Here is a 12,764-nt window from a genome sequence, read left to right as displayed (position 1 = left end):
AGGTTCCGCTAAAATGATAATCAGGCAAATATCGTCATCAGATAGGCGATAAATAGTGCCAGATGCGCCGCACCGTTAAGTACATTGGTACGTCCGGTGGAGAAAGAGATATGGCACAGTACCAGCGACGAGACCATGACAATCATCTCTGGCGCGCCCAAAGCAAACACCAAATCATTGCCTGTTGCCCAGGCGATCAGCGTCACTACCGGTACGGTGAGTGAAATAGTGGCTAATACTGAACCGAAGAACAAATTCATTGCCCGCTGTACCTGATTGTTCAGAACCGCTTTCAGCGCCCCCAGCCCTTCAGGCGAGAGGATCAACAGCGCCACCAGGAAACCGGTAAATGCCACGGGGGCATTGAGTTCAGTCAGCAAGGTTTCCAGCGGACTGGCGTTCATCTTGGTGACGGCGATAACGGCGATCAGGTGAATGATGAGCCAGGCAGCGTGCCATATATTGCTGTGCGCCGACGGCTTACCGTGATGCGGGTCGTCGTCGTCACCCTCATCTTCATGCTCGTAAATGAACAGGCTTTGGTGCGTTTTTGTTTGAATCAGCAAAAAAACGCCGTACATTGCCGCAGAAATGAGAGCCACCAGTAGCGCCTGGGCGGTAGTAAAATTGGCTCCCGGTAACGCCATTGGAAACACCAGCACAATAATGGCCAGCGGAAACAGGGCGATTAAATACTGCTTAATACCAAACAGGTTCATATACTGAGTGGCAAATTTACGGCCGCCCAGCAGTAATGAAAAACCGACTAAACCGCCGGTGACGATCATAATGATCGAATACAGCGTGTCGCGCATTAGCGTAGGCGCGGCATCGCCGGTCGCCATTAATGCGGAAATTAAACTGACTTCAAGAATAACAACGGACAGACTGAGGATCAGCGAGCCGTAGGGTTCGCCAAGTCGATGTGCTAATACGTCCGCATGACGGACAACGCTGAATGCGCTACTTAATATACCAATAAGGGCAAGCGCATTAATGCCGATGACCACTGGTAGTGACTGACTGCTCCCCCATAAGAACAGTACTACCAGCGCCAAAATCGGGAAGACGAGAGAGGTCTCCTTGTGGCGGGTTTTTACCGCCTCATGTACTTGTGTCATTAAGCTAATTCTCCATCTCTGCAGGTATTTATAATTATAAAAGTATTAAAGAATGTAAAAAATAACAGAAAAAGTGGTTTTGTAGGTGACATTTTACGAAATTTTACCGCATCGCTTATTTTTCTCCTCTAAGTGGTCAAAAACAAACTTCTTGTTTATAGAGTATTTAATTAACAGAAGGTTAGATGAGAAAATATTTTAAAAATGTTCATTATTGGCGCATCGCAGCATTGTTAACCACACTTAAGGTTTAGCCCAAAAAGAGGAGTTCACAATGCCCTATAAATCGAAAAGCGATCTGCCTGACAGCGTACAGCATGTTCTGCCATCCCATGCTCAGGATATCTATAAAGAAGCCTTCAACAGCGCCTGGGAACAGTACAAAGATAAATCTGACCGTCGCGATGATGCCACGCGCGAAGAGACGGCGCACAAGGTGGCGTGGGCCGCGGTGAAAAATGATTATCAAAAAGGTGATGATGATAAATGGCATAAAAAGACGTAACAGTATCAATTATAATGCCTTTATCAATTAGCCCGAATCAGCCGTTAGCGAATCGTGCTACGCCGCGTCGCTGCTGGCTTGCAAGCGAGCGGTGAATTGCCTATTGTCCAGCTATTGGTTTCAAAATGAGCAGTAAAAAGGCCTGGAAGGCGTCAAAAAAGTTGTCGCAGGGAAGCAGCAGTGGCGGAGGTGTAAGGTGTTAACGCGTGATTTTTTATTGAATGCCGACTGTAAGACGGCATTTGGCGCTATTGAAGAATCACTACTCTGGTCAGCGGAACAACGGGCAGCCTCACTGGCCGCCACGCTTGCTTGTCGACCAGATGATGGACCGGTGTGGATCTTCGGTTATGGATCGTTGATGTGGAACCCGGCCTTAGAATTTGAAGAGTCCTGTACCGGGACATTGGTCGGTTGGCACCGTGCATTTTGCCTGCGTCTGACGGCGGGGCGTGGAACGGCCTGTCAGCCGGGACGGATGCTGGCCCTGAAAGAGGGCGGACGCACGACCGGTGTGGCTTATCGCTTACCGGACGCGTCGCTGGAACAAGAACTTTCTCTGTTGTGGAAGCGTGAAATGATCACCGGTTGCTACCTGCCGACCTGGTGTCAGTTGGCGCTGGATGACGGACGGACGGTGAACGCGCTGGTCTTTATTATGGATCCGCGCCATCCGCTGTTTGAGTCGGATACACGCGCGCAGGTGATTGCGCCGCTTATCGCTGCGGCCAGTGGACCTTTAGGCACCAATGCCCAATATCTGTTCTCGCTGGAACAAGAACTGGTGAAGCTGGGAATGCAGGATGATTGTCTTAACGATCTGGTGATTACGGTCAAACGGTTGTTGGGAGAGAACCTGCCGGAAGGGATTATACGACCAGATTTTGCATAGCGTCGGCGGAGTGTAGTGTGCCCGACAGCCAGGTGCTTATCGGGCATTTCACGATTACGCTGCAATAAAACTAATCGAATGCTCAAGCGACTGACTGTGGCTGTCGATCAGCACGTTCCAGACTCCGGTATAAGGTACGGTCAACCATGCGTTATCACGATCCTGCACGCTTAAGATGTCGGACTGCGTGTCTTTGACGTGATTTTTCTCGCTCATCAGGTGGATGTGGCAGCGCTCGGAACAGCGCACTACCACCGTATCGCCACCAAATAACTTTAAACTCGCTTTCACTAATGCCATTTTTCACCCCGTTCTTGAAAACAACGTACTTTCTGTCGAAAGTGCTGCGTGATGTTGTTCACATTTCACTCATTGCATAACACCAAAGGGGGAGCAACAGGATGCTGATTTTGATCAAAAAATGGCATAACGATTAAACAAAAGTGACAAAGTTCCTCAGAACGGTTGAAAGGGCGTGTTAACGTTCAACGAAACCGCGCCCATCTAAGATTAAATCCGGAAATTTCCGGCACTTTCAGTGCGCATGCCTGCAAGCGCTGTCAGAAGGTCAATACTTTATCTGCAGCCAGCGTCCATTGGGCCAGTTCTACTAGCGTGCCCACGGCTACGCCATCGATTAAAGGCAGGTCGGTGATCCCCCGACCGTCAGTGCAGGTTTTGCACAGTTTTACCGGAACGTTTTGCGCTGTCAGGATCTCCAGCATTTGCTGGATATTGTATCCTTCCGCTGGTTTCTGACCGCGTAATCCCGCCGTAACCGCATCCGACATTAAAAACAGACGCAGATCGAGACCGGCTTCTTGTTCACGCAAAGCGATGGCCAGACGCAGGCTGTTAAATAACGATTCGCTTCCATAGGCCGCACCGTTCGCGACGATCACTATCTTTTGCATTTTGACTCCTGTTGTCGGATGGGAGGGATAATTCCTGGCGTGTATGGTACTCCCTGTACCAGATATCGAAAAGAAAGCATGTGAGGGCCCCTTATTATTCGGGTCAGAAAATCCCGAAAACAGGGATAAAGGCTGCAATTAATTGCTGAAGACGTTATGGTTTAGGTTAAGTGTGCCTGATTAATTGATTTAAGAAATAACTAACGATTTGAGCCGTATTATTTATTTTCCTCTCGCCGTATTTGCACTCTTGCCACTGGCAGGGGGTAATGCCAACGCACAATCCTCTTTTGTTCACCAGGCTGAAAACCCATTCGATAACAATAGCGATGGCTTGCCCGATCTCGGTATGGCGCCGGAATCGCGGGCAGGCGAAAAGCATTTTGCCGAAATGGTGAAAGCATTTGGTGAAGCCAGTATGACCGATAACGGCCTTGATACCGGCGAACAGGCGAAGCAGTTCGCATTTGGTCAGGTACGTGACACGGTTAGCGAACAGGTGAATCAACAACTGGAATCCTGGCTCTCTCCCTGGGGAAACGCCAGCGTCGGGTTGCAGGTTGATAAAGAGGGCAGCTTTACCGGCAGTCGGGGAAGTTGGTTTATTCCGTGGCAGGACAATCAACGCTATCTTACCTGGAGTCAGTTAGGCTTAACGCAACAGGATGAGGGCTTAGTCAGTAATGCGGGAATTGGGCAGCGCTGGGTACACGACGGCTGGCTACTGGGTTACAACACGTTTTATGACAATCTGTTGGATGAAAATCTGCCCCGGGGCGGCTTAGGTGCAGAAGCGTGGGGCGAGTATTTACGTTTATCCGCTAACTACTACCAGCCGTTTTCCTCCTGGCAGAATCGTTCCACCACACAGGAACAGCGGATGGCCCGCGGCTACGACCTGACCGCGCAAATGCGGATGCCGTTCTATCAACATCTCAATACCCGCGTCAGCGTTGAACAGTATTTTGGCGACCGGGTGGATCTGTTTCATTCTGGCACCGGGTATCACAATCCGGTAGCGGTGAACCTCGGGCTGAGCTATACGCCGGTGCCGCTGATTACGATGACTGCGCAGCATAAGCAGGGTGAAAATGGCGTCAGTCAGAATAACCTCGGATTAACGCTGAATTATCGTTTCGGCGTTCCGTTAAAAAAACAGCTGATGGTTAGCGAAGTGGCGAACAGCCGCTCGCTGCGCGGCAGTCGTTATGACGATCCGCAGCGGAATAGTTTGCCGACGCTGGAGTATCGCCAGCGTAAAACCCTGTCGGTATTTTTGGCCACGCCGCCCTGGGATCTCAAGCCGGGAGAAACGGTGGCGCTGAAGGTACAAGTGCGCAGCCTGCATGGGATTCGCCATCTTGCATGGCAGGGCGATACTCAGGCGCTGAGCTTAACCGCTGGCAGCAGTACCCGAAGCGCGCAGGGCTGGACGATTATTATGCCGAAGTGGGACAACAGAGAAGGTGCGATGAACCGCTGGCGGCTGTCGGTAGTGGTAGAAGATGAACTGGGCCAGCGTGTCTCTTCCAATGAGATCACGCTATCACTGACCGAACCGTTTATCAGCGTTTCGGCAAATGATCCTCGTTAACCATGATGCACGACTGCGTTATCAGAAAATGCGTTCCTGATGCACCCAAACCGCCGCTTCTACGCGTGATTTGAGCTTCATTTTCTTCAGCATGTGCTTCACATGAACTTTTACCGTGCTTTCGGTGATGTCCAGGCGGCGGGCAATCATCTTGTTAGGCAGGCCCTGGGCAATAAGCTTGAGAATATCGCGCTCGCGCGGCGTCAACTGGGTGACATCACGGTCAGACGTTGCGCGGTTGGCGCGCAGGCTGGCGGCCAGAACCGGCGTTAAGGCTTCACTCAGCACCATTTCACCAGCGGCGGCCTGCTGTAATGCTTTCAGTAAATCTTCCGGCTCCATATCTTTCAGCAGGTAACCATCCGCGCCGCGTTTCAGTGCGGTAACGACATCTTCTTCATGATTGGATACGCTAAACACCACGATGCGGCCAGACAGGGACTTTTCACGCAGCTTGTCGAGGGTTTCCAGACCGTTCATACCAGGCATGTTGAGATCCAGCAGGATCAGATCGGGATCAAGAGATTCAGCCAGCTCGATACCCTGTTCGCCATTGCTGGCTTCACCGACAACGGTGATATCCTGCGCCATGCTGACAAGCTGTTTTACACCGGTTCGCAGCATCGGATGATCGTCGATCAACAGGATGGTTGCCGGTTCCAGATTACTCATGGGTATCTCCTTGGACTTCTGTGAAGTTTGTTTCGGGAATAAAAGTGACAGTAACTTCAGTACCGCCTGTCTCACGACGGCGTACACGGCAATCGCCGCGCAAGCTCTGCGCACGGTCGCGCATTATTATCATGCCGTAGTGGTTACTGCGTTCGGCGTTTTCCGGTACGCCGCAGCCGTTATCTTGTACTGTGAGTTTGATCTGCTTACCATTTTGCACCACCGTCACGACGACTTCATCGGCATGGGAGTGCTTCAGGGCGTTGCTCAGGGCTTCACGAGCAATTTGCAATAAGTGAATCGCCTGATGCGAAGGGACCAGGCGCGGCGGCAACTGATAATCCAGCTTAACCGCAAAACCGAAGCGGGCGCTGTATTCCTGACAGCTGGCTTCCAGCGCGGGTCGCAATCCGGGTTCGGTGAGCTGTAAACGGAAGGTCGTTAACAGCTCACGCAGTTGCGCCCACGAGGCGTTCAGTTCATTACGAATCTGGCTAAGCAGTTCGCGGCTATTCTCGGGCAGCGCATCGCCCTGCATCTGCAAACAGCTAACCTGCATCTTCATGCATGAAAGCGATTGTGCAATAGAATCATGGAGTTCGCGCGCAATGGTGGCACGCTCTTCCATCACGATCAACTGCTGCTGGCGTTCCTGATGTCTGTCGAGCGCCAGCGTTGCGGTCAGTTGCTCAACCAGGGTATCGACCAGTTGTTGCTGATCGTGGCTGAGATGGCGTCCGTTCGGCAACGTAGCGAGCAGGATACCATACTGGGTATGTGCGTCGGTCAGCCGCCATTTCAGCGTGATACCACCGTCTATCGCGGGCAGCGTACCGCGTGGGCATAGATGACATCCTTTCTCATCGCAACTGACATTGGACTGACAGGTAAATTCCTGATGATTATCTTCATCTTCCAGATCATAAACCCGCAGCTCAATATCATGCAGCAGGGTCAAATTTTGCAGGCCGTTCAGCACCGGAGAGAGGCGTTCGCACAATGGCACCTGAGAATGTAGACGGCGGTTGGCTTGCCACAGAAAAGAGAGGATCTGATTTTTATGCTCCAGCCCGGCCGTTTTCTCCTGCACACGCTGTTCCAGTACCGCATAACTTTCAGCCAGCTCTTCCGACATATTATTCAGCGCCGAGCCCAGAGCCGCCATCTCATTACGCCCGCTGATATGCGCACGTTGGGTAAAATCACGTTGGCTGACGGCTCGCGCCATCGCCAATAGCTGTTTCCACGGCTCCAGCAGGCGTACGCGTAGCCAGATAATAGTGAAGACCAGCAGTAAGGCCATAAATGCCGCCATCAGGCGATGTAACAGGACGACGCGTTCAATCCGCAATTCGGTGGTATGGTCGAAGGCGGTAACCAGCTTATCCAGCCCAACGACAAAGCGCGTTACATCTTGCGCCACCGCATCAGGCGTTTGCGCGTGGGCAAGCCCTGGCGCCAGCTCAGTGTGCCAGTAATCCTGTAATGCTTTTAACTGCGCCTGTTGTCCATCGCGCTGTGCGGCCCGCGTTAACTCTGGACTAAACGCCGTTTTCTCCATTTCATCCAGTAGCGGTTGATCGTCGGCTTCCAGGGGTACCGCCGCCAGCAGACGATAACTCTGCATACGCAGCGAGCCGGCTTTGTTAATTGCATGGGCGCTACCCTGAACGCCCTGAACCAGCCAACCGGAGACAGCCATACCTGCCACGCCGATGGCAGTAGACAATAAAACAATCAGCGCCACCTGGTTGACCAGCGTAAGCGGGGAGAGACAACGTTTAAACATGGTGACTTGTTCCTTCGGGTCTTCGTAGAACAGAAACCCTTTTGAATAACGGTTCTGCTGCAGGCAGTGGCGTTATTCTCGGCGATACACTGGAGTATACCCATACCTCAAACGGGCTACCTCTTAATTGCCAGCTGAGGGGGGGGGCATGGGTCAGGGGGAGTAGAAGACGACAGAAGCGTGAAAAACCACATCTTTTTTACCGAAGTAATGTACTCATTTAGGGTGATGACAAATTTTAGGCATGAATAATGACACCTTTTCCTTTGATTTATATCAACTTACCTCCAGCTGTAAACCCTAAGGTTGCAGGCATCGAAACAAGTATCAGAGGTGTCTATGAGTCACTCATCTGCCCCGGAAAGGGCATCTGGAGCTGTAATTACAGAATGGCGGCCGGAAGATCCTGTCTTCTGGCAACAGCGTGGTCAACGAATCGCCAGCCGTAACCTGTGGATTTCCGTCCCTTGCTTACTGCTGGCGTTTTGCGTGTGGATGTTATTTAGCGCCGTGGCGGTGAACTTACCGAAAGTTGGCTTTAATTTCACCACGGAGCAATTGTTCATGTTGACGGCGTTGCCGTCGGTTTCCGGCGCGCTGCTGCGTGTGCCGTACTCCTTTATGGTTCCCCTGTTTGGTGGACGTCGCTGGACAGCATTCAGCACCGGCATCCTGATCATCCCATGCGTATGGTTAGGTTTTGCGGTGCAGGATACCACCACGCCATTTAGTACCTTTATTATTATCTCCTTGCTGTGCGGTTTTGCCGGTGCGAACTTTGCATCAAGCATGGCGAATATCAGCTTCTTCTTTCCAAAACAAAAACAGGGCGGTGCACTGGGTCTGAACGGTGGTCTGGGCAATATGGGTGTCAGCGTAATGCAGTTGGTTGCTCCGCTGGTGGTCTCACTGTCAATCTTTGCTGCATTTGGTAGCCACGGGGTTGAACAACCGGATGGTACGCAATTGTATCTGGCGAACGCCGCATGGATTTGGGTTCCGTTCCTGGCTGTGCTGACGCTGGCTGCATGGTTTGGTATGAACGAACTGGCAACCTCAAAAGCGTCACTGAAAGCGCAATTGCCGGTGCTTAAACGCGGGCACCTGTGGATCATGAGCCTGCTGTATCTGGCAACCTTCGGTTCATTTATCGGCTTCTCAGCCGGTTTCGCGATGCTGTCAAAAACGCAGTTTCCTGAGGTACAGATCCTGCATTACGCCTTTTTTGGCCCGCTGATTGGCGCGCTGGCGCGTTCCGCTGGCGGTGCAATTTCTGACCGTCTGGGCGGAACTCGCGTGACGCTGGTGAACTTTGTGCTGATGGCTCTCTTTAGTGCCTTGCTGTTCCTGACGCTGCCAACTAATGGCGTAGGGGGCAACTTTACCGCTTTCTTCGCGGTGTTCCTGGCGTTGTTCCTGACGGCCGGTCTGGGCAGTGGTTCAACCTTCCAGATGATCTCCGTTATCTTCCGCAAGCTGACGATGGACAGAGTGAAAGCGGAAGGCGGGTCAGAAGAGAAGGCGATGCGTGAAGCGGCAACCGACACTGCGGCAGCGCTCGGTTTTATCTCAGCCATTGGCGCGATTGGCGGCTTCTTTATCCCCAAAGCATTTGGTACTTCCCTGGCGTTAACGGGATCACCTGTTGATGCGATGAAAGTCTTTGTGATCTTCTATGTCGCCTGCGTGGTTATCACCTGGGCGGTGTACGGACGTCATTCTAAAAAGTAAAAAAGTGGTATACACAAAATCATTCGAATTGCATCAAGGCGGCAAGTGAGAAATCCCCAGGAGCTTACTGAAGTAAGTGACTGGGGAGAACGAGCGCAGCCAACGCAGAAGCAGTTTGAAGGATGAAGTGTAGGTTGATTATCCATTGCGCGGCGTTAGACCGCGCTTTTTTTTGCTCTGAATTAGTTACAACATACTTATATATAAACTCACGACGAAAGTCTGTGAAAACGGTGCTGATAATATGCCTGGCAGGGGGGATACCCCTTAATACCCACTTATAAAGAATTTAACATTTGTATGAAAAGTGAATTTGAAAAAGTTATTTAAATTCATGATGTTAATTTGTTTTCTGATATCCCACTTAGGGGGTATGTGAAAATTTACCCTCATTTTTCATCCCTGCCTGCCTTGATCGTTATCAATTCTCACGCCCTTTCAGAGCGTTACCTTCGCTCTCAATCAAGCAATGTCGATTTATCAGAGAGCCGTCAGGCTCCTACAGGAGAAAACCGATGAGTAAATTCCTGGACCGGTTTCGCTACTTCAAGCAGAAGGGCGAAACCTTTGCCGATGGGCACGGCCAGCTTCTCAATACCAACAGGGACTGGGAGGATGGATATCGCCAGCGTTGGCAGCATGACAAAGTCGTGCGTTCAACCCATGGTGTAAACTGCACCGGTTCATGCAGCTGGAAAATCTATGTGAAAAATGGTCTGGTGACCTGGGAAACCCAGCAAACTGACTACCCACGCACCCGTCCAGATATGCCAAACCACGAGCCTCGCGGCTGCCCGCGTGGTGCGAGCTATTCCTGGTATCTCTACAGCGCTAACCGTCTGAAATACCCGCTGATGCGCAAACGTCTGATGAAGATGTGGCGAGAAGCAAAAAGACTGCACAGCGATCCGGTAGATGCATGGGCATCCATCATCGAAGACGCCGACAAAGCAAAAAGCTTCAAACAAGCGCGTGGTCGTGGTGGATTTGTTCGTTCTTCCTGGCAGGAAGTGAATGAACTGATTGCTGCATCTAACGTTTACACTATCAAAACCTATGGCCCTGACCGCGTTGCAGGCTTCTCTCCGATTCCGGCGATGTCGATGGTTTCTTATGCTTCCGGCGCACGCTATATGTCGCTGATTGGTGGTACCTGCCTGAGCTTCTACGACTGGTACTGTGACCTGCCGCCGGCTTCCCCGCAAACCTGGGGCGAGCAAACCGACGTACCGGAATCTGCCGACTGGTATAACTCCAGCTACATTCTTGCATGGGGCTCTAACGTACCGCAGACCCGTACTCCGGATGCGCACTTCTTTACTGAAGTTCGCTATAAAGGAACCAAAACGGTAGCGATTACTCCGGACTACGCGGAAATCGCCAAACTGTGCGACCTGTGGCTGGCGCCAAAGCAAGGGACCGATGCGGCGATGGCAATGGCGATGGGCCACGTCATGCTGCGTGAGTTCCACCTCGATAATCCGAGCCAGTACTTCACCGACTACGTTCGTCGTTATACCGATATGCCAATGCTGGTGATGCTCGAAGAGCGCGACGGCTATTATGCTGCTGGTCGTATGCTGCGTGCAGCGGATCTGGTTGACTCTCTGGGCCAGGAAAATAACCCGGAATGGAAAACCGTCGCTATCAACAGCAATGGTGAAATGGTTGCGCCAAACGGTTCAATTGGTTTCCGTTGGGGTGAAAAAGGCAAATGGAACCTCGAGCAGCGCGACGGCTTGTCGGGTGATGAAACCGAACTACAGCTCAGTCTGCTGGGTAGCCAGGATGACATCGCGGAAGTCGGCTTCCCGTATTTTGGTGGCGAAGGTACCGAACATTTCAATAAAGTTGAACTGGAAAACATTCTGCTGCACAAATTGCCGGTTAAACGTCTGCAACTTGCCGACGGTTCTACCGCGCTGGTGACGACCGTTTACGATCTGACCATGGCCAACTACGGTCTGGAACGTGGTCTGAACGATGAAAACTGTGCAACCAGCTACGATGACCTGAAAGCGTATACGCCGGCATGGGCAGAAAAAATTACCGGTGTATCGCGCGCTCAAATCGTGCGCATCGCCCGCGAATTTGCGGATAACGCCGATAAAACGCACGGCCGTTCGATGATTATCGTCGGTGCGGGTCTGAACCACTGGTACCACCTCGATATGAACTATCGCGGCCTGATCAATATGCTGGTGTTCTGCGGCTGTATCGGCCAGAGCGGTGGCGGTTGGGCCCACTATGTCGGGCAGGAAAAACTGCGCCCGCAAACCGGCTGGCAGCCGCTGGCGTTTGCGCTGGACTGGCAGCGTCCGCCTCGTCATATGAACAGCACCTCTTACTTCTATAACCACTCCAGCCAATGGCGCTATGAGACGGTTACCGCACAGGAATTGCTGTCCCCGATGGCAGACAAATCCCGTTACAGCGGTCATTTGATTGACTTTAACGTTCGCTCTGAACGTATGGGGTGGTTACCGTCTGCACCGCAGTTAGGGACTAACCCGTTGCGTATCGCTGAAGAAGCGCAGAAAGCCGGCATGACGCCGGTGGACTACACCGTGAAATCTCTGAAAGACGGTTCTCTTCGCTTTGCGGCGGAACAGCCGGAAAACGGCAAAAACCATCCGCGTAACCTGTTTATCTGGCGTTCCAACCTGCTCGGATCTTCCGGTAAGGGCCACGAGTACATGCTGAAGTACCTGCTGGGTACTGAACATGGTATTCAGGGCAAAGATCTCGGCCAGCAGAGCGGCGTGAAGCCAGAAGAAGTGGAATGGCAGGACAACGGACTGGACGGCAAGCTGGATCTGGTGGTGACGCTGGACTTCCGTCTGTCGAGTACCTGTCTGTATTCCGATATCGTGCTGCCGACCGCAACCTGGTATGAAAAAGACGACATGAATACCTCGGATATGCATCCGTTTATTCATCCGTTGTCTGCCGCCGTTGACCCGGCCTGGGAATCGAAGAGCGACTGGGAAATCTATAAAGCCATCGCGAAGAAATTCTCTGAAGTGTGCGTGGGCCACCTCGGTAAAGAAACTGACGTTGTTACGCTGCCGATTCAGCACGATTCCGCCGCCGAGCTGGCGCAGCCGCTGGACGTGAAGGACTGGAAAAAAGGTGAGTGCGACCTGATTCCTGGCGTTACCGCGCCGCACATCATGACCGTAGAGCGTGATTATCCGGCAACCTATGAACGCTTTACCTCCATCGGCCCGCTGATGGAAAAAATCGGTAACGGCGGGAAAGGGATTGCCTGGAATACCCAGAGCGAAATGGATCTGCTGCGTAAGCTCAACTACACCAAGGCTGAAGGTCCGGCGAAAGGCCAGCCCTGGCTTAATACCGCAATTGATGCCGCCGAGATGATCCTCACCCTGGCGCCGGAAACTAACGGTCAGGTAGCCGTTAAAGCCTGGGCAGCGCTGAGTGAATTTACCGGTCGTGACCATACGCATCTGGCGCTGAATAAAGAAGACGAAAAAATTCGTTTCCGCGATATACAGGCGCAGCCGCGCAAAATTATCTCCAGCC

The 12,764-nt window shown here is 52.0% G+C and carries 10 protein-coding genes; 5 read left to right on the top strand and 5 right to left on the bottom strand.

What is annotated here, in order from left to right; genetic code table 11:
- Positions 1–20 precede the first annotated feature (20 nt).
- A complete protein-coding gene (chaA, locus tag FDX14_RS20620; RefSeq protein WP_042307955.1) occupies positions 21–1,121 on the bottom strand; it encodes a sodium-potassium/proton antiporter ChaA in 1,101 nt (366 codons plus the stop codon).
- 274 nt (positions 1,122–1,395) lie between these two features.
- Here chaA and chaB point away from each other — a divergent pair, with 274 nt between their 5' ends.
- Both chaB and FDX14_RS20610 read left to right on the top strand, forming a co-directional pair.
- The gene (chaB, locus tag FDX14_RS20615; protein ID WP_038641135.1) at positions 1,396–1,626 is read left to right on the top strand and encodes a putative cation transport regulator ChaB; all 231 of its coding nucleotides are present in this window, start codon (positions 1,396–1,398) and stop codon (positions 1,624–1,626) included.
- Positions 1,627–1,822: 196 nt separating this feature from the next.
- Positions 1,823–2,518: a gamma-glutamylcyclotransferase gene (locus FDX14_RS20610; protein WP_042308012.1), complete on the top strand. Its 696-nt coding sequence runs from the start codon at positions 1,823–1,825 to the stop codon at positions 2,516–2,518.
- A gap of 54 nt (positions 2,519–2,572) precedes the next feature.
- Here the strand turns inward: FDX14_RS20610 and FDX14_RS20605 are convergent, their stop codons facing one another.
- Positions 2,573–2,818, bottom strand: a complete 246-nt coding sequence (locus FDX14_RS20605) for a DUF1883 domain-containing protein (protein WP_038641131.1) — start codon at positions 2,816–2,818, stop codon at positions 2,573–2,575.
- 260 nt (positions 2,819–3,078) lie between these two features.
- A complete protein-coding gene (locus tag FDX14_RS20600) occupies positions 3,079–3,432 on the bottom strand; it encodes a DsrE/DsrF/TusD sulfur relay family protein (RefSeq protein ID WP_137350149.1) in 354 nt (117 codons plus the stop codon).
- 250 nt (positions 3,433–3,682) lie between these two features.
- On the opposite strand from FDX14_RS20600, the gene FDX14_RS20595 reads away from it, so the two are divergent.
- Positions 3,683–5,026 (top strand): YchO/YchP family invasin, encoded by a 1,344-nt coding sequence (locus FDX14_RS20595; protein WP_252182548.1) that lies wholly within the window; start codon positions 3,683–3,685, stop codon positions 5,024–5,026.
- A 21-nt stretch (positions 5,027–5,047) separates the two neighbouring features.
- On the opposite strand, the gene narL is transcribed toward FDX14_RS20595, so the two are convergent.
- Together narL and narX are read right to left on the bottom strand one after the other, a co-directional pair.
- Positions 5,048–5,698 (bottom strand): two-component system response regulator NarL, encoded by a 651-nt coding sequence (gene narL, locus FDX14_RS20590; protein WP_038641125.1) that lies wholly within the window; start codon positions 5,696–5,698, stop codon positions 5,048–5,050.
- On the bottom strand, positions 5,691–7,487 hold the full coding sequence (gene narX / locus FDX14_RS20585; protein ID WP_042307964.1) for a nitrate/nitrite two-component system sensor histidine kinase NarX: 1,797 nt from the start codon (positions 7,485–7,487) through the stop codon (positions 5,691–5,693). The genes narL and narX overlap by 8 nt, the downstream gene beginning before the upstream one ends.
- Positions 7,488–7,826: 339 nt before the next feature.
- On the opposite strand from narX, the gene FDX14_RS20580 reads away from it, so the two are divergent.
- Positions 7,827–9,218: a NarK family nitrate/nitrite MFS transporter gene (locus tag FDX14_RS20580; RefSeq protein WP_042307965.1), complete on the top strand. Its 1,392-nt coding sequence runs from the start codon at positions 7,827–7,829 to the stop codon at positions 9,216–9,218.
- Positions 9,219–9,733: 515 nt separating this feature from the next.
- A partial coding sequence (locus FDX14_RS20575) for a nitrate reductase subunit alpha (protein ID WP_137350147.1) occupies positions 9,734–12,764 on the top strand: 3,031 nt, incomplete at its 3' end.

It is taken from the genome of Citrobacter sp. wls710 (assembly GCF_005281115.1).
Taxonomy (GTDB): Bacteria; Pseudomonadota; Gammaproteobacteria; order Enterobacterales; family Enterobacteriaceae; genus Citrobacter; species Citrobacter werkmanii.
Note: the sequence above shows the minus strand (reverse complement) of the source record. Positions and strands in the feature narration are given on the sequence as shown.